Genomic DNA, 17,871 nt, shown 5'->3' on the forward strand with positions numbered 1-17,871 from the left:
ATACATTTTTTTTTCACATTTTTTTCATATTTCAGATTATTAAATTGTTTCCAAGTTAAAACTCTAATTTTCAATTTGTTTTGAGAATCAATGCTGATATTATTAGCGTTTTTTCAACAATTTATTTAATCGTTAAAAACTTAAATTCTTTGTAATTATCAGTATTTTCAGTACATAAGTGGTATTTCAATCTAATTTAATCAAAAACTTATTAACAAAGTGGTATTTTGTGGTAAAAAGTGGTAAAATATTTTTTAAATTTGTCTCAATAATAATTCATTTATAAAAGTTGAATACATTTTTAGGAACATACGAGTGCAAAGTTGATGCAAAAGGAAGGTTAATGGTACCTGCGCCTCTTAAAAAACAACTGGGTAATTTTGAGGAAGGTTTTGTTTTGAAGCGTTCTGTATTTCAGCCATGTTTGGAATTATATCCCATGAAGGAGTGGAATAAAGTCATGCAGAAAATCAATAAATTAAATCGTTTTGTAAAAAAGAACAACGATTTCATTAGAGCGTTTACTGCTGGTGTTAGAATGGTAGAAATTGATGCTTCAGGAAGGTTGTTAATTCCAAAAGATCTAGTAATTTTTTCTAAAATAGATAAAGATATTGTATTGTCATCTGCTGTTTCGATTATTGAAATTTGGGATAAAAATTTATATGAATCTGCTTTAGATCATGCAATGGTTGATTTTGCAGATTTAGCCGAAGAAGTAATGGGTAACCAAAATGATGAGGAAGATGGAATATCATAACCCAGTACTTTTAAAAGAAACTGTTGCGGGTTTAAATATTAAACCAGATGGAATTTACGTTGATGTCACTTTTGGTGGCGGCGGACATTCTAGAGAAATAATGAAACATTTAGGTCCAAACGGAAAATTGTTTGGTTTTGATCAAGATACAGATGCGTTGGCAAATGCCATTGATGATGAACGATTTGTATTAATAAATGAAAATTTCAGATTTATTAAAAGGTTCTTACGCTTTCATGGGGTAAAACAAGTTGATGGAATTTTAGGCGATTTCGGAGTTTCGTCTCATCAATTCGATGTGGCAGATAGAGGTTTTTCTACTCGTTTTGATGCAACTTTAGATATGAGAATGAATCAGAATGATACGCTTTCTGCATATGAAGTAGTAAACGATTATTCAGAAACTGAACTGAAACGCGTTTTTCTTGATTTTGGGGAATTGAAAAATGGTAGCGCAATGGCAAACGTAATTGTAGCCGCAAGAACAGATAAAAAAATTAAAAATTCTGAGCAATTAAAAGAGGTTTTGTCTCGTTTTTTGCCAGGTCATAAAGCAAATAAAATTTTAGCTCAAATTTATCAAGCCATCCGTATTGAAGTAAATCAGGAGATTGAAGTATTAAAAGAATTTTTAATGCAGACGGAAGAATTATTGGTTTCGGGAGGAAGATTAAGTGTTATTTCGTATCACTCATTAGAAGATAGATTGGTAAAACGGTTTATAAGAAACGGGATGTTTGAAGGCGAACCAGAACGCGATTTTTTTGGAAATTTTGAAGTGCCTTTTAAAAGTATTGAAAAATTAATTGTGCCTTCAGCTGCAGAAATAGAAATAAATAATAGAGCAAGAAGCGCAAAACTTCGTATAGCAGAAAAAAAATAATGGCAAAAGAAAGTAGTATATATAGTTTATTAAAAGCAAAATTCTTAATTGATGATGATGCGCTTAAGACATGGAAATTTATCATTTACTTGTTTTCATTGGCTATGTTAATGGTTTATTTTAATCATAACTACGATGAAAAAAACTATAGAATTACAAGTTTAACTAATGAAGTAAAAGAATTGCGTTCAAAATTTGTAGATACACGTTCCGAATTAATGAAATTAAAAATGGAATCCACTGTTTCCAAGAAAATGGAAGCTAGGCAAATTTTGCCGTCTACCGTTCCACCAAAAAAAATTGTAATACGTAAACCTGAAGAAAAAAGTTTTATAGATAAATTAAAAATATGGCAATAAAAAACGACAATATTATTTCTTACCGACTAGCCTTTGTGGTGGTTTGCGTTGTTGCGTTTTCTTTTGCGATTGCAATAAAATTATTTAATATACAATGGGTGGGTGGCGAGTATTATAGAAAATTAGCCAAACAACGTACCGTTAAAAATTTCGAGATTCCTGCTAATAAAGGAAATATATATTCTTCAGATGGTAGTTTATTAGCTACCTCTATTCCTGAATATACCATTCGTTTTGATGCGGTAACACCATCAGATGAAAATTTTGAAAAATATTATGTTGGTTTATCAGATTCGTTAGCCAAGTTAGTAGGAAAATCGTCTGGTGAATTTCAAAGAGATTTAAGAAAAGCTAAAAACACAAAAAACAGGTATTTTTTAGTTGCTAAAAAATTAACGTTTACAGAATATATGCGCGTAAAACAGTTTCCGTTATTTAAGTTGGGAGCTAACAAAGGAGGAATTATTGCTGAGCAGCAAACGGTGCGTAAACATCCTGTAGGATTAATTGCAAACAGAACAATTGGTTATGAACGTGACGGGAACCAAGGTAAAGGTTTAGAATATGCGTTTCGAAAATATTTAAACGGAACAAATGGCCACCATTGGATGCAAAAAATTGCAAAAAATCAGTGGAAACCTATTTCTGATATTAATGAATTAGATCCAGTTGATGGATACGATGTAATTTCAACCATTGATGTTTTTATTCAAGACATTGCACATCACGCACTTTTAAAGCAATTAGAGTTTTATAAAGCTGACCACGGATGTGTTGTCGTTATGGAAACCAAAACGGGTTATATTAAAGCTATTTCTAATTTAGGGAAATCGGAAGATGGTTCGTATTTCGAAACTCAAAATTATGCTCTTACTGAATCTCACGAGCCTGGTTCAACCTTTAAATTAATGGATTTAATAGCCTTAATTGATGATAAAAAAGCAGATACTAGTTCTGTATATAATTCTAATGGTGGATTAGTAATGATTCAAGGTAGACCAGTTAAAGATTCAAATCATCATGGATACGGAATTGCTTCATTAGCGAAAGGTTTTGAAGTGTCTTCAAACACAATTTTGGTACAAGCAACTTATCAGGCCTATAAAAATAATCCCTGGCAATTTATCAATAGAATCAATAGTTACGGATTAAATAAAAAACAGGGTTTACAAATTAAAGGAGAAGGACAACCTGTAATACCACAACCAGGAGCTAAAAATTGGTATGGCACCACGTTGCCTTGGATGGCATTTGGATATGGTGTTTCTATGACGCCTTTACAAACACTTTCTTTATATAATGCGGTAGCAAATGATGGTAAAATGGTAAAACCAATTTTTGTAAGTGAAATAAAAGAGTGGAGCAAAACCATTAAAAAGTACGATCCTGAGGTAATTAATCCGAAAATATGTTCTGATGAAACTTTATTAAAAGTTAGAAAAGTATTGGAAAACGTGGTTAAAAACGGAACGGGTAAAGGCTTGTATTCACCAGATTTTTCAATGGCAGGAAAAACGGGAACGGCTCAGGTAAATTATAGTAAAGCAGAAATGTCTTATGCGTCTTCTTTTGTTGGCTATTTTCCAGCAGATCAACCAAAATATTCTTGCATAGTGGTAGTTCATAATCCAGATAAATCAAAAGGATATTATGGTGCCGATGTGGCAGGGCCTGTTTTTAAAAGAATTGCACAAAAGATATTTACAGATGTGCCTAGCACAAATAAATTTAAAAGCATAAAGCTAAAAAGTCCAAAACAAGAAGTTTTATATCGTGAATTTGAAAAAAAATCGCAAGGAAATACAAATGTAGTGCCAAATGTGAAAGGGATGGCTGGAATGGATGCTGTTTCTTTATTAGAAAATTTAGGATTAAAAGTTAAATTTACTGGAGTTGGAAAAGTAAAAAAACAATCTATCAATCCTGGTGAAACATTCAAGAAAAATCAAATAATAACAATTGAATTATCGTGAGCTTATTAAAAGACATATTATATAAAGTAACAATTGAATCGGTTCACGGTACTACAGATTTGCCTATAGAAAAAATTGAGTTTGATTCTAGAAAGGTTTCAAAAGACGATGTTTTTGTAGCAATAAAGGGTTCACTTTCAGATGGTCATCAATTTATTGACAAAGCTATTTCTTTAGGTGCAACAGCTGTAGTTTGTGAAGATTTACCAGCATCATTAGTAGAAAACATTACCTACGTGAAGGTGCAAAATTCTAATCAAGCATTAGCCTATTTATCAGCAAATTATCATGATAATCCTTCGCAAAAACTTAAATTAGTTGGGATTACAGGCACTAACGGAAAAACTACAATTGCCTCATTATTGTATCAAATGTTTAAAAAAGCAGGATACAAAGTAGGATTATTATCGACCGTTAAAATTATGGTTGATGAGTTAGAATATAAAGCTACTCACACTACACCAGACTCGCTAACTATTAATAAATATTTAGAAGAAATGGTGGAAATAGGTTGCGAATTTTGTTTTATGGAAGTTTCTTCACACGGAATTCACCAAAAACGTACTGAATCATTGCATTTTGAAGGCGGTGTGTTTACTAATTTGTCACACGATCATTTAGATTATCACGAAACATTTGCAGAATATAGAGATGTAAAAAAATCATTTTTTGACCAGTTGCCAAAATCTGCTTTTGCAATATCAAATATCGATGATAAAAACGGAGAAGTAATGCTTCAAAATACGGCAGCAAGAAAAAAAACCTACGCCTTAAAAACGTATGCCGATTTTAAAGCACAAATTTTAGAAAATCAATTATCTGGATTGGTTTTAAAAATTAATAACGAAGAAGTTTGGACGAAACTAATTGGTTCGTTTAACGCATATAACATAGTAGCAATTTATGGTGTAGCATTAGAATTAGGAATAGAAAGCACAGAAGCGTTACGATTATTGTCTGAATTAGAAAGTGTTTCTGGTCGTTTTCAGTTTGTGATTTCTACTACCAAAATTACGGCTATAGTAGATTATGCGCATACACCAGACGCCTTGGAAAACGTGTTGAAAACAATAGAAAATATTCGTACTAAAAACGAACAATTAATTACAATTGTAGGTTGTGGCGGCGATAGAGATAAAACAAAACGACCAATTATGGCAAATATTGCGGCTTCTTTAAGTGATAAAGCCATTTTTACCTCAGACAATCCAAGAACAGAAAATCCTCAGACGATTATCGAAGAAATGGAAGCTGGAGTGGAAGGTCAGAATTTTAAAAAAACAATATCAATTCTTGATAGAAAACAAGCCATAAAAACGGCTTGTCAAATGGCAAATTCTGGTGATATTATTTTAATTGCTGGAAAAGGTCATGAAACCTACCAAGAAATAAACGGAGTCCGTCAGGATTTTGACGATATGCAAATTGTACTAGAATTATTAAAACAATTAGAAAAATAATACTTAAAAAAATAAATCCCAAATTCCAATTTTGGAAATAGTAAATCATAAGATTTGGAATTTGGAATTTTAAAAGTTTGGAATTTAAACCTATAAAATTATGTTATACTACATTTTTAAATACTTAGACGAAGCGTATAATTTGCCAGGAGCAGGTTTATTTCAATATATCACTTTCCGATCTGGAATAGCGGTTATTTTATCGTTATTAATTTCTACCATTTATGGGAAAAGAATTATTAACTATTTACGAAATAAACAAGTGGGTGAAACTGTTCGCGAATTAGGTTTAGATGGGCAAGTACAAAAAGCAGGAACCCCAACAATGGGTGGTTTAATCATTATTTTAGCTACGCTGGTTCCGGTTTTATTATTGGCTAAACTAGATAACATTTACATCATTTTACTTTTAGTGACTACCGTATGGATGGGAAGTATTGGTTTTTTAGACGATTATATTAAAGTTTTCAAAAAAGATAAAGAAGGTTTAAAAGGAAAATTTAAAGTCATTGGACAAATTGGACTTGGAATTATTGTTGGAGTGACTTTATATTTTCATCCAAATGTAACAATCAAAGAAGATGTAGTGCTTAAAAAACAAGGAATAGAAACGGTAATTAAAACTACTTCGCCTGAAGTGAAATCAATGGAAACCACTATTCCATTTATGAAAAATAATACGTTTGATTATGCAGAATTACTATCGTTTATGGGTGATGATTATCAAAATTGGGCGTGGTTAATTTTTATTCCAGTAGTTATTTTTATTATTACTGCAGTTTCAAATGGCGCTAACTTAACCGACGGAATTGATGGTTTAGCTGCTGGTACTTCCGCCATTTCAGTATTGGTTTTAGGTATTTTCACCTTCGTATCGGGAAATATTATTTTCTCTAACTATTTAAATATTATGTACATCCCAAATTCGGGTGAAATGACAATTTATATAGCCGCATTTGTAGGTGCATTAATTGGGTTTTTGTGGTACAATACCTATCCAGCAACTGTATTTATGGGCGACACAGGAAGTTTAACTATCGGAGGTATTATCGCAGTAATTGCAATCGCAGTTCGTAAAGAATTAATGATTCCTGTTTTATGTGGAATTTTCTTAGCGGAAAACTTTTCAGTGGTGTTACAAGTAGCCTATTTCAAATACACCAAAAAGAAATTTGGCGAAGGGCGTCGTATTTTCTTAATGTCACCGTTACATCATCATTATCAGAAAAAAGGATATCACGAGAGTAAAATTGTAACACGTTTCTGGATTGTGGCCATCATTCTAGCAATTTTCTCATTAGTATCTTTAAAATTAAGATAATATGCGATTGGTTGTATTAGGTGGCGGAGAAAGCGGTGTAGGAACTGCTATTTTGGGAAAGAAAAAAGGATACGATGTGTTTGTATCCGATTTTGGAAAAATAAAAGAAAATTATAAAGAAGTTCTAAGTATTAATGGCATTGCTTGGGAAGACGAAAAGCACACGGAAGATTTAATTCTGAGTGCCGATGTGGTAATGAAAAGTCCTGGAATACCAGATAAAGCGCCTATTGTAAAAAAGTTGCTTGAAAAGAATATTCCGGTGATTTCGGAAATAGAATTTGCAGCGCCTTTCACTACTGCAAAAACAATCGGAATTACAGGCAGTAATGGTAAAACTACTACGACTTTGCTTACCTATCACATCCTGAAACAAGGCGGTTTAAATGTAGGTTTAGCAGGGAATATTGGGAAAAGTTTTGCTTGGCAAGTAGCCGAAAATAAACACGATTGTTATGTGTTAGAATTAAGTAGTTTTCAATTAGATGGAATACTAAATTACAAGCCGGATATAGCAATTATTTTAAATATTAGCCCTGATCATTTAGACAGATACAATTACGATTACAAGTTATATATCGATTCAAAGTTTAGAATAACAATGAATCAAACAGAGACAGATTTTTTAATTTATGATGAAGATGACGAAGCCATATCAAATTGGTTTGCTTCACATCAAACAAAAGCAAACAAAGTGCCTTTTTCAATTTCAAAAAAATTAAATATGGGCGGTAGCATAACCGATAACAACGAAATAAATATCAACCTTAACGAAAATCATTTTACTATGCCAATTAATCAACTTGCTTTAGAAGGAAAACATAACGTAAAAAACGCTATGGCAGCAACAACGGTTGCGCAATTAATGAATATTAGAAAAGCAACTATTAGAGAAAGTTTAACTAGTTTTCAGGGTGCAGAACACAGATTAGAAAAAGTGTTAAAAATAAACAATGTGCAATACATTAACGATTCGAAAGCGACTAATGTAAATGCTACTTTTTTTGCTTTAGATAGTATGATTACACCAACAGTTTGGATTGTTGGAGGTGTAGATAAAGGAAATGATTACGACGAGTTAATGGCATTGGTTCGTGAAAAAGTAAAAGGTATCATCTGTTTAGGAATTGATAACAAAAAGTTAGCGGATAAATTCGAAGGATTAGTAGAAATGTTTGTGGAAACAACATCTATGTCTGAAGCTGTAAAAATTGCAAACAAAATGGCAGAAAAAGGCGATACTGTTTTACTTTCTCCTGCTTGTGCAAGTTTTGATTTGTTTGAAAATTACGAAGACAGAGGGCGTAAATTTAAACAAGCGGTACAAAATTTATAATAGTAATTGATTTACAAGAGCAAAAATTATAATGAACAAAATCATAAACCAACTTAGAGGAGATAAAACCATTTGGGCTGTAATTGTATTATTGGCTTTGGTATCTTTTTTACCCGTGTATAGTGCGAGTACAAACTTAGTATATACAGTTGGTAATGGAAAAGGTTCAACATTAGTATTGTTGCTAAAACATTTTTTACATGTTATTGTAGGATTAGTTATTGTGTTTTTAATACACAAATTACATTTCGAAAAGTTTAAAAAATATTCCATTTTTGCTATTTGGATTATTATTCCTGCGTTACTTTTTACATTATTACAAGGGAAAACAATTGGTGGCGCAAATGCAAGTCGGTGGTTGGAAATTCCTTTTGTTAATTTTTCGTTTCAACCCTCTACGCTTGCCTTTACAATCTTAATGGTATACGTAGCTCGAACACTAACAAAAATTAACGAAACCAAATACACGTTTAAAGATTCAGTGATTCAAATATGGATACCAGTTGGCGCTGTTTTAATATTTATTTTGCCATCAAATTTTTCTACAGCAGCCTTAATGTTTGCGATGGTTTTTATGTTGTTATATATTGGGCAATATCCTTTAAAATATTTAGGAATTGTGTTGGCTAGTGGATTGGCATTATTGGCGCTTTTTTTCTTATTGGCACAAGCCTTTCCAAAGCATAAAACCTTTAGTCGCGTAAATACTTGGGTGAGTAGAATTGAAAATTTTACCTCGGATAAACCAGATGAAGACAAATACCAAATTGAAAATGCTAAAATTGCTATTGCTGTTGGAAAAATTAATGGAGTAGGACCTGGAAAAAGTATTCAAAAAAATTTTTTACCACAATCGTCTTCCGATTTTATTTTCGCCATTATTATTGAAGAATATGGGCTAATTGGCGGATATGTATTAGTGTTTTTTTACATGTTATTGTTTTTTAGATTCTTAATACGAGCGAATAAAACCACAAATCTGTTTGGAAAATTATTAATCATCGGACTTGGTTTTCCAATTATAATTCAAGCCCTAATTAATATGGGTGTAGCAGTAGAGTTATTGCCAGTTACTGGTCAGCCATTGCCTTTAATTAGTAGTGGAGGAACTTCAATTTGGATGACGTGTTTGTCGTTAGGAATAATATTAAGTGTTACCAAAAGAGAAGATGAAATCGCCGCAGATTTAAAAGATTTTCAAGATAAAGAGGCTGCATTACAACGTTTAATTGAAAGAGAAGTTGTAGTTATGAATGCCGAAAATGCTATGGAAAACCTTTCAGAAGACGAGCATAAAGTAAATGACATGAAGTATTCTATTCGCGAATCTCTAAAACAAGAAAACGAATTAGATACGCAAGGCGACAGTTTAGTAAACGGACAAAATCCAATGAATGCGGTTATAAATAAAAAATAATGGAAAAAAGATTTATCATAAGCGGCGGTGGAACAGGTGGACATATTTATCCAGCTATTGCAATTGCGAACGAATTGAAAGTACAATTTCCAGAAGCAAAATTTTTATTTGTAGGCGCAAAGGATAAAATGGAAATGCAAAAAGTGCCTCAAGCAGGTTATGAAATAAAAGGACTTTGGATTGCTGGAATACAACGAAAACTTACGTTACAAAACGCAATGTTTCCATTAAAATTAGCTACAAGTTTAATAAAATCGTATTTTATTTTAAGAAAGTTTAAACCTAATGTGGTAATAGGTACAGGTGGTTTTGCAAGTGGTGCTGTTTTAAAAGTTGCTTCAATATTAGGTATTCCTACTGTTATTCAAGAGCAAAATTCGTATCCTGGAATTACAAATAAATTACTAGCAAAAAAAGCTAATTCAATTTGTGTGGCATACGAAAACTTAGAACGTTTTTTTCCTAAAGATAAATTACATTTTACCGGAAATCCAGTTCGTCAGGATCTAATGGAAGTAGCCAGTAAAAAAGAAGAAGCAATTGCTCATTTTAAATTAGATTCTTCTAAAAAAACACTTTTAATTTTAGGTGGAAGTTTAGGTGCAAGAAGAATAAATCAACTAATTGAAAAAGAACTGGATTTTTTATTAAGTCTAGATTTTCAAATTATTTGGCAATGCGGTAAGCATTATTTAAATGAATATTCAAAATATAACGAAACAGCAAACGTGCAAGTAACGGCATTTATTGATAGAATGGATTTGGTATATGCAGCAGCTGATGTGGTAATTTCTCGTTCTGGGGCTTCTTCAGTTTCTGAGTTATGTATTGTTGGAAAACCAACCATCTTTATTCCATCGCCTAATGTTTCTGAAGACCATCAAACTAAAAATGCTAAAGCAATTGTGGAAAGAGGCGCAGCAATATTAATAAAAGAATCAAATTTAGATGACGAATTTAAAATTGTTTTCGAAGCGGTAGTTAAGGATCAGGGGAAATTGCAAAACCTTACAGAAAATATTAAAAAATTGGCAAAACCAAATGCTACTAAAGCCATAGTGGAAGAAATAAAAAGAGTACTAAAAAATTAAGTACAATTGTATTATAAAAAAATGAATTTAAACCAAATACATAACGTCTATTTTATTGGTATCGGTGGTATCGGAATGAGTGCTTTGGCGCGCTATTTTCAATTCCTTGGAAAAAATGTGGCAGGTTATGATAAAACAGAAACCCAATTAACTTCCGAGTTACAAGAGAATGGTATTAAAATTCATTTTGAAGATAGTATTGCATTAATTGACGAACGTTTTAAAAATACTCAAAACACATTAGTGGTTATTACGCCAGCAGTTCCGAAAAATCATTCAGAATGGAATTTCTTTTTAGACAATGGATTTACGGTAAAAAAACGTGCTGAAGTTTTAGGAATCATCACAAAAGATACGTTTTGTTTTGCGGTAGCTGGAACACATGGAAAAACAACAACCTCAAGTATTTTAGGACATATTTTGTATGAAAGTGGTGTAGATGTTACTGCTTTTTTAGGTGGAATTGTAGAAGGTTATGATTCTAATTTAATTGGTACAGGAAAAACAGTTACAGTAGTAGAAGCAGATGAATTTGATCGTTCGTTTTTGCATTTACATCCAGATTTGTCTTGTATTACTTCTATGGATGCCGATCATTTAGATATTTATGGTGATGTGGCAGCTATTGAAGCTTCTTTTAAAGAGTTTGCAAATAAAGTACCTTCAGAAAATTTATTTATTGTCAAAGGATTACCTTTAGAAGGAAATACAATTGCTGTAAATGTAGGTGCGGATTATGTTGCTCAAAATATCAGAATTGCAAATGGTTTTTATGTTTTTGATGTAAAAACCGCTACAGAATTAATTGAAAATGTAAAATTTGGATTGCCAGGACATCATAATTTAACTAATGCTTTGTTGGCTTTTGCTATGGCAAAATCGTACGGTGTTGAAAATGAAAAAATCAGTAACGCATTAACTACTTTTAAGGGCGTTAGACGTCGATTTTCATTTCAAATTAGAACTGAGAAATTAGTTTATATTGATGATTACGCTCACCATCCAACAGAGATAAATGCAGTTCATCAAGCTGTAAGAGAATTATATCCAAATAAAAAAATAATCGCCTGTTTTCAACCTCATTTGTTTAGTAGAACTAAAGATTTTGTTGATGGTTTTGCAGAAAGTTTGTCTCAATTTGATGAATTGCTTTTATTGGAAATTTATCCTGCCAGAGAATTGCCTATTGAAGGGGTAAATGCTACTTGGTTATTAGATAAAATTACGTGTAAAAAGAAACAGTTAGTAACCAAAGAAAAGTTATTAACATACTTTAAAAATTCCGATTCAGATGTATATATTACAATTGGTGCAGGAGATATTGGTGAAATGGTAAAGGACATTAAAAAAGTACTAAATGAAAAAATTTAATTGGCAAAACATTCGGTTAGTTTTGATGTTAATTGTGGTAATTTTCTTGTATTCTTTTACTCAAAATAGAAGTCAAAACAAGAAAATCAGCAAGATACAAGTTGAGTTTCAGGGTAATAACAAAATGTTTTTAACAAATGAAATGGTTAATAACTTGTTAATACAAAATTTGGGAGGCACTTCCTCAATTCAAAAAGTTAAAGTAGATTTGAAAGATTTGGAAAGTGCCCTAAAAAAGCAATCATTTATCGAGAATGCTGAAGTGTTTATTTCAGAAGATGGTATGTTAATAACTAAAGTTTTGCAGAAGTCCCCAGTCGCAAGAGTTGTTAATAATAATCGTGTTTTATATGTAGATAAAAATGGTAGTATTTTTCAATTGTCAAATAATTTTTCATCAAGAGTTCCTATTGTTCAAGGAAATATTGAGGGCGAATTTAAAAAAGGGTTTATAGAAACTTTTAAGACCATTGAAAAAGATGATTTTTTAAAAAAACATATCATAGCAATCACGATTCAAAAAAACGGAAGCATGAACATGCTAACAAGAGAACATGATTACGATATTAATTTTGGAAAGCCAATTTTAATTGATAAAAAGTTTAAAAATTATAAAGCGTTTTATCAATATGCTTCGAAAGATTCAATAATTGAAAAGTACAAATCAATAAATTTAATTTTCACACAACAGGTAGTGTGTTCAAAATAATGAATAGATGATGAACAAAGAAAGTATTGCAGTAGGTTTAGACATTGGTACAACAAAGATTGTAGCAATGATCGGCAAGAAAAATGAGTACGGTAAGCTGGAAATCCTTGGGGTAGGGAAATCTAAAAGTTTAGGGGTGCACAGAGGTGTAGTCAATAATATTACGCAAACCATTCAATCTATTCAAGCAGCTATTTCAGAAGCAGAAAATAATTCAGGTTATCGAATTAATGATGTAGTGGTTGGAATTGCAGGACAACATATACGTAGTATACAACATACAGATTATATCAGTAGAAAAAACCCTGAAGAAGTAATTGGCGAATATGATATTGAACAATTAACATGTCAAGTTCAAAATTTATCAATGCTTCCAGGTGAAGAAATTATTCATGCTTTACCACAAGAATTTAAAATTGACGGACAATCTGAAATTTTAGAGCCAATTGGAATGTATGGTGCTCGAGTAGAATCAAGCTTTCATATTGTAGTAGGACAAGCGGCTTCTATCAGAAATTTAGGACGTTGTGTTAAAAATGCAGGTTTAGAATTAACAGGATTAACTTTAGAACCGTTAGCTTCTGCTGATGCTGTTTTAAGTGAAGAAGAAAAAGAAGCCGGTGTAGCACTTATCGATATAGGTGGTGGTACAACAGATTTGGCCGTATTTAAAAACGGAGTAATTCGTCATACAGCTGTAATTCCTTTCGGTGGAAATGTAATTACAGAAGATATCAAAGAAGGCTGTTCTATTATTGAAAAACAAGCCGAATTATTAAAAACACGTTTCGGATCGGCTTGGCCAGGAGAAAATAAAGACAACGAAATTGTTTCTATTCCTGGATTAAGAGGACGTGAACCAAAGGAAATTTCATTAAAAAACTTGTCAAAAATTATTCACGCCAGAGTAGTGGAAATTATTGAACAAGTATACGCTGAAATAAAATTATACGGACACGACGAGCCGAAGAAAAAATTAATTGCAGGGATTGTGTTAACAGGAGGTGGTTCGCAACTACAACACATCAAACAATTAGTAGAATACATTACAGGAATGGATACCAGAATAGGATATCCAAACGAGCATTTGGCAGGAAATTCAAGCGAAGAATTATCGAGCCCATTATATGCTACATCTGTAGGTTTAGTTATGGAAAGTTTACGTAACCAAACCAATAGCGCAACTCCGTTTGTAGAGATGAAAATCCCTGAACCAGTTGTAGCAACTCCACAAGCACCAGTGGTTGAGGAAAGTTTAGCAAATGAAGTAGTAGCGGAAGAAACTACGTCAACACCGGTTGAAAACGAACCAACAGAAAGAAAAAAGAAATACGACTTTAATAACCTTTTAGGGAAAATTAAAGAGTTTTTAGATAATGTAGAATAAGGTTATTAGTAGCAAATAACACAAAAAAAACAAAGCCAAATATATGGAAAGCAACAACGAATTTGGAAACTTTACTTTTGATTTACCAAAAAATCAATCAAACGTAATTAAAGTAATTGGAGTAGGTGGCGGTGGTAGTAATGCCATTAACCACATGTTCAAACAAGGAATCATTGGGGTTGATTTCGTGGTGTGTAATACCGACTCACAAGCCCTTCAAACAAGCCCAGTGCCTAACAAAATTCAATTAGGTGTAAACCTAACAGAAGGTTTAGGGGCAGGAGCAAAGCCAGAAATCGGACAACAAGCCGCATTAGAAAGCATTGAAGAAATTGAGAAAATGCTTGATGTAAATACTAAAATGGTATTTATTACAGCTGGTATGGGTGGTGGTACCGGTACAGGTGCTGCGCCAGTAATTGCTCAATTAGCAAAAGAAAGAGGGATTTTAACCGTAGGAATTATTACTATTCCTTTTCAGTTTGAAGGTAAAAATCGCTACGACCAAGCTATGGAAGGTGTGGAAAGATTAAGAAAACAAGTAGATTCATTAATTGTTATTAATAATAACAAATTAAGAGAAGTATACGGAAATCTTGGTTTTAAAGCAGGTTTCTCTAAAGCCGATGAAGTGTTAGCTACAGCTTCAAAAGGTATTGCAGAAGTGATTACCAATCACTTAACCATGAATATTGATTTAAAAGATGCTAAAACAGTTTTAAGTGATAGCGGAACAGCCATAATGGGATCTTATGTTGCTTCAGGTGCGGATAGAGCAAGAATTGCTATTCAATCTGCATTAGATTCTCCATTATTAAACGATAATAAAATTACAGGTGCTAAAAATGTGTTGTTGCTTATCACATTTGGTTCTGATGAAATTACTATCGATGAAATTAGTGAAATTAACGAATACATTCAATCCGAAGCTGGCCATAACGCAAACATCATCATGGGAATTGGTGAAGATGAAAAGTTAGGCGATTCTATTTCAGTAACCGTTATTGCTACAGGATTTAATATCGAACAACAAATAGAAATCGTAAATGCAGAGCCAAAAAAGATTATTCATTCTTTAGATGGGGAGCAAAAAGTAGAACATAATTTAACACCAAATGCGGTGGTAACTCCAACTATTTCTTTTGAAGAGCCTATCGCTAAAGTTGAAACTGTTGAAGCTGTGGCGCCTATCGAAACGCCAGCTGAACCAGTAACAAAAATTGTTTTTGACTTAAATGATTTTGAAGTAGAGCAACCACAAATTGTACAAGCTCCGGTTTCAGATTTAATTCCAACAACAGACTATATTAAAAATTTAGATGTATTTTTTGAAAATGTATCTGCAGAATTTCAAGCACCAGTTGCGTCGGCGCCTGTATACAATACAGCAGCTCCAGTAGCACAACCTGTTGTAGAAACAGTTCAACCGGTACAAGAATTTGAAATCATTTCAAACTCAGTAAGAGAAATTGAAGTGATAGATCCAGAATTTGTTGTGGGTATGGATGATTTCAACTTTTCTTTAGATTTGTTCGATTCAAAAGTAGAAAACACACCAAATACAGTTGTTTTTGAATTAAGCGAAGAAACTAAAGATATCAAAGTTAATGAGGCTGTTCAGTTTTTCCCAGTTACCGAACTTGGTGAAGAAGGAATAATCAAATATACATTAGAAGAAGAGTTAGAAGAAGCAATTGAGCCAGCTGCAAGTATTCAAGTAGCAGCAGAACCAATTGATGAAGAAATAAATTTCACCATCAAGCAAAAAGAGCCAGTTGCAGAACCGATTAGTTTTGATCCTAATTTCAACTTTGATGGTGTTTCTCCGGTAGAAATGTCAATTGAAGAAATTTTAAAATCAAGAGCAGAAGAACGTAAAAGCAAATTGAAAAACTTCAATCACAAGTTCAACAATCCAAATCGTATTGACGATTTAGAAAAAGAACCTGCTTTTCGTCGTTTAGGATTAGACGTTACAAGTATGCCAAACCAAAACCCGCCTTCGCGTATGTCATTAGGCATGGATAGTAACGACGACGTGCAATTGCGATCAAACAATTCGTTTTTACACGATAATGTAGATTAATTAAAAATAAACTAACCAAATACTATTAAATCCCGACAAGTAATAAACGAGTCGGGATTTTTTTATTACTTTCGCATAATAAATAATTTACTACTTAAAAATAAAATATATGAGCTTAGCTACACAAATTATGGATAGTATGAAAGAAGCTATGAGAGCCAAAGATACAGTGGCTCTTGAAGCGTTACGTGCTATTAAATCAGAAATATTATTAGCGCAAACGGCTTCAGGTTCTAAAGAAGAAATTTCAGAAGCAGACGAAATAAAAATTTTACAAAAATTAGTAAAAATGCGTAAAGACAGTGCGTCTATTTTTACAGAACAAAACCGTGCCGATTTAGCCGAACCAGAATTGGCGCAAATTACAGTTATCGAAAAATTCTTACCTGCACAATTATCAGAAGCAGAAGTAGAAGCTATCGTAGCTAAAATAATTGCAGAAACCGGGGCATCAGGTATTGCAGCAATGGGAAAAGTAATGGGCTTAGCCGCAACACAAATTGGCGGACAAGCAGAAGGAAAAACCATTTCTACGATTGTTAAGAAATTATTGGTTTAATTTAAAAGTAATTAGTAAATAGTGAATAGTCGATCATATGAGCTAATTACTATTCACTATTTACTAATCACAAAAAAAACGGCTTCGTAGTTCAACTGGATAGAATGACGGATTTCGGCTCCGTTGGTTGCAGGTTCGAACCCTGCCGAGGTCACAAAAAAACGCAACTACTTTTATTATGTAGTTGCGTTTTTTATTATACTTATTGTTTTGTTACACTTCTTTAATTAATTGTTTGTTTCTACATAATTTATGAATGCATTGTTATCTGAAAGATAAGGCGGACCAGTTTCTTTTTTTTCTAAAATTATTAATTCAAAAGTGGTGTTTTCAGGAAAAATTAATGGAAATTGAATCACATAAGTATTTACAGCATCATACACTTTTGTTCCATATTTTTCAAGTGCTAAATTAGTTAATTCTACTCCATTTATACTTTTTATGTAAACACGTACTCCATCAGTATTTTTTAGTTTATAATATGAAAGAACTTGATTTACATACCATGTCTTACCAGCAGGTACAATAAATTTTGCTGTTGTATTTGTAAACTCAACTAATTGTGCTTTGCCTGAAGGTATAGATGTTTGTGCATTTGTATAAAAACAAACAAATAATAATAATCCCAATACTATTTTTTTCATAATTTATTATATTTTTTAATTTAAAATTTATTTACATTCTTTATATGAATATCTTGTTATTCCGTCTAAACAAGTTATTATAGATGCTGGACTAAAAGGCGTCTTTTCCATAATCATTATATATATTTTTTCATTATTCTTATGCGTAAATTGAAAAAATGGTGCGTTGTCAAGAGTTTTATTAAAATTAATTAATTTTTGGTTGAATACAATTTTTTTACCCACGTATAAGGTAAAATTAGTTGGTCCAATAACTAATTTGCCACTAATTGCACGCTCTTCTTTAGAAACATTAAAAAAATTAGCAATAGTATCAAGTTTTCTTTCTTCAATAGTACAAAGTTTAAATGTTTTTTGTCCATAGGAAAATACACTTATTCCAATTAAAGTAATTAAAAATATTTTTTTCATCGTTTATAATATTAGTTTCACAAATAGACGCTTAATATTTTTATATATTAGCCCAAGTATAGCCCATATAATTTATTTTAACGTGGTATTTAAAAAACACTCAA

16 protein-coding genes and 1 tRNA gene are annotated in these 17,871 nt (G+C 32.1%); 15 read left to right on the plus strand and 2 right to left on the minus strand.

From position 1 onward, the window contains the following. The first annotated feature begins 289 nt into the window (after positions 1–289). The 15 genes from mraZ to ACIQZ1_RS02300 all read left to right on the plus strand — a co-directional run bounded on the left by mraZ (position 290) and on the right by ACIQZ1_RS02300 (position 16,866). Positions 290–760, plus strand: coding sequence for a division/cell wall cluster transcriptional repressor MraZ (gene mraZ / locus ACIQZ1_RS02230; protein ID WP_396158636.1), 471 nt, complete (start codon positions 290–292; stop codon positions 758–760). Next, on the plus strand, positions 735–1,643 hold the full coding sequence (gene rsmH, locus ACIQZ1_RS02235; protein WP_396158638.1) for a 16S rRNA (cytosine(1402)-N(4))-methyltransferase RsmH: 909 nt from the start codon (positions 735–737) through the stop codon (positions 1,641–1,643). Before mraZ ends, rsmH begins: the two co-directional genes overlap by 26 nt. Then, a complete protein-coding gene (locus ACIQZ1_RS02240) occupies positions 1,643–2,002 on the plus strand; it encodes an FtsL-like putative cell division protein (protein ID WP_396158640.1) in 360 nt (119 codons plus the stop codon). The genes rsmH and ACIQZ1_RS02240 overlap by 1 nt, the downstream gene beginning before the upstream one ends. Continuing rightward, positions 1,993–3,975, plus strand: coding sequence for a penicillin-binding protein (locus ACIQZ1_RS02245; protein ID WP_396158642.1), 1,983 nt, complete (start codon positions 1,993–1,995; stop codon positions 3,973–3,975). The genes ACIQZ1_RS02240 and ACIQZ1_RS02245 overlap by 10 nt, the downstream gene beginning before the upstream one ends. Next, positions 3,972–5,435: a UDP-N-acetylmuramoyl-L-alanyl-D-glutamate--2,6-diaminopimelate ligase gene (locus ACIQZ1_RS02250; protein WP_396158644.1), complete on the plus strand. Its 1,464-nt coding sequence runs from the start codon at positions 3,972–3,974 to the stop codon at positions 5,433–5,435. The genes ACIQZ1_RS02245 and ACIQZ1_RS02250 overlap by 4 nt, the downstream gene beginning before the upstream one ends. Before the next feature lie 100 nt (positions 5,436–5,535). After that, positions 5,536–6,756 carry a phospho-N-acetylmuramoyl-pentapeptide-transferase gene (gene mraY / locus ACIQZ1_RS02255; protein WP_396158646.1) on the plus strand — a complete coding sequence of 407 codons (1,221 nt, stop codon included), beginning with the start codon at positions 5,536–5,538 and terminating at the stop codon, positions 6,754–6,756. Between the two features lies 1 nt (position 6,757). Next, positions 6,758–8,092, plus strand: coding sequence for a UDP-N-acetylmuramoyl-L-alanine--D-glutamate ligase (murD, locus tag ACIQZ1_RS02260; protein ID WP_396158648.1), 1,335 nt, complete (start codon positions 6,758–6,760; stop codon positions 8,090–8,092). A 31-nt stretch (positions 8,093–8,123) separates the two neighbouring features. Then, positions 8,124–9,509, plus strand: coding sequence for an FtsW/RodA/SpoVE family cell cycle protein (locus tag ACIQZ1_RS02265; RefSeq protein ID WP_396158650.1), 1,386 nt, complete (start codon positions 8,124–8,126; stop codon positions 9,507–9,509). Continuing rightward, positions 9,509–10,600: an undecaprenyldiphospho-muramoylpentapeptide beta-N-acetylglucosaminyltransferase gene (murG, locus tag ACIQZ1_RS02270; protein ID WP_396158652.1), complete on the plus strand. Its 1,092-nt coding sequence runs from the start codon at positions 9,509–9,511 to the stop codon at positions 10,598–10,600. The genes ACIQZ1_RS02265 and murG overlap by 1 nt, the downstream gene beginning before the upstream one ends. A 21-nt stretch (positions 10,601–10,621) precedes the next feature. Continuing rightward, positions 10,622–11,971 carry a UDP-N-acetylmuramate--L-alanine ligase gene (gene murC / locus ACIQZ1_RS02275; protein WP_396158654.1) on the plus strand — a complete coding sequence of 450 codons (1,350 nt, stop codon included), beginning with the start codon at positions 10,622–10,624 and terminating at the stop codon, positions 11,969–11,971. Then, positions 11,958–12,680, plus strand: a complete 723-nt coding sequence (locus ACIQZ1_RS02280; RefSeq protein ID WP_396158656.1) for a cell division protein FtsQ/DivIB — start codon at positions 11,958–11,960, stop codon at positions 12,678–12,680. Before murC ends, ACIQZ1_RS02280 begins: the two co-directional genes overlap by 14 nt. A gap of 10 nt (positions 12,681–12,690) precedes the next feature. After that, positions 12,691–14,067, plus strand: a complete 1,377-nt coding sequence (ftsA, locus tag ACIQZ1_RS02285) for a cell division protein FtsA (RefSeq protein ID WP_396158696.1) — start codon at positions 12,691–12,693, stop codon at positions 14,065–14,067. A gap of 43 nt (positions 14,068–14,110) precedes the next feature. Next, complete coding sequence (ftsZ, locus tag ACIQZ1_RS02290; RefSeq protein WP_396158658.1) at positions 14,111–16,153, plus strand: cell division protein FtsZ; 2,043 nt, start codon at positions 14,111–14,113, stop codon at positions 16,151–16,153. Positions 16,154–16,262: 109 nt separating this feature from the next. Then, entirely contained in the window at positions 16,263–16,712 is a 450-nt protein-coding gene (locus ACIQZ1_RS02295; RefSeq protein WP_396158660.1) for a GatB/YqeY domain-containing protein, read from the plus strand. 80 nt (positions 16,713–16,792) lie between these two features. After that, positions 16,793–16,866, plus strand: a tRNA-Arg gene (locus ACIQZ1_RS02300). Positions 16,867–16,939: 73 nt separating this feature from the next. Here ACIQZ1_RS02300 and ACIQZ1_RS02305 read toward each other — a convergent pair. Beyond that, positions 16,940–17,356, minus strand: a complete 417-nt coding sequence (locus ACIQZ1_RS02305; protein ID WP_396158662.1) for a hypothetical protein — start codon at positions 17,354–17,356, stop codon at positions 16,940–16,942. Between the two features lie 27 nt (positions 17,357–17,383). Then, complete coding sequence (locus ACIQZ1_RS02310) at positions 17,384–17,767, minus strand: hypothetical protein (protein ID WP_396158664.1); 384 nt, start codon at positions 17,765–17,767, stop codon at positions 17,384–17,386. Positions 17,768–17,871 lie beyond the last annotated feature (104 nt).

Origin of the sequence: Flavobacterium sp., assembly GCF_044341185.1 — a bacterium.
Taxonomy (GTDB): domain Bacteria; phylum Bacteroidota; class Bacteroidia; order Flavobacteriales; family Flavobacteriaceae; genus Flavobacterium.

Excerpts from the sequence above, each read along its gene's own strand:
- murD (WP_396158648.1), top strand. The coding sequence starts at position 6,758 with ATGCGATTGGTTGTATTAGGTGGCGGAGAAAGCGGTGTAGGAACTGCT.
- ACIQZ1_RS02305 (WP_396158662.1), bottom strand. The coding sequence starts at position 17,356 with ATGAAAAAAATAGTATTGGGATTATTATTATTTGTTTGTTTTTATACA.
- ACIQZ1_RS02295 (WP_396158660.1), top strand. The coding sequence starts at position 16,263 with ATGAGCTTAGCTACACAAATTATGGATAGTATGAAAGAAGCTATGAGA.
- ACIQZ1_RS02265 (WP_396158650.1), top strand. The coding sequence starts at position 8,124 with ATGAACAAAATCATAAACCAACTTAGAGGAGATAAAACCATTTGGGCT.
- murG (WP_396158652.1), top strand. The coding sequence starts at position 9,509 with ATGGAAAAAAGATTTATCATAAGCGGCGGTGGAACAGGTGGACATATT.
- mraY (WP_396158646.1), top strand. The coding sequence starts at position 5,536 with ATGTTATACTACATTTTTAAATACTTAGACGAAGCGTATAATTTGCCA.
- ACIQZ1_RS02280 (WP_396158656.1), top strand. The coding sequence starts at position 11,958 with ATGAAAAAATTTAATTGGCAAAACATTCGGTTAGTTTTGATGTTAATT.
- ACIQZ1_RS02240 (WP_396158640.1), top strand. The coding sequence starts at position 1,643 with ATGGCAAAAGAAAGTAGTATATATAGTTTATTAAAAGCAAAATTCTTA.
- ftsA (WP_396158696.1), top strand. The coding sequence starts at position 12,691 with ATGAACAAAGAAAGTATTGCAGTAGGTTTAGACATTGGTACAACAAAG.
- ftsZ (WP_396158658.1), top strand. The coding sequence starts at position 14,111 with ATGGAAAGCAACAACGAATTTGGAAACTTTACTTTTGATTTACCAAAA.
- rsmH (WP_396158638.1), top strand. The coding sequence starts at position 735 with ATGATGAGGAAGATGGAATATCATAACCCAGTACTTTTAAAAGAAACT.
- ACIQZ1_RS02310 (WP_396158664.1), bottom strand. The coding sequence starts at position 17,767 with ATGAAAAAAATATTTTTAATTACTTTAATTGGAATAAGTGTATTTTCC.
- ACIQZ1_RS02245 (WP_396158642.1), top strand. The coding sequence starts at position 1,993 with ATGGCAATAAAAAACGACAATATTATTTCTTACCGACTAGCCTTTGTG.
- murC (WP_396158654.1), top strand. The coding sequence starts at position 10,622 with ATGAATTTAAACCAAATACATAACGTCTATTTTATTGGTATCGGTGGT.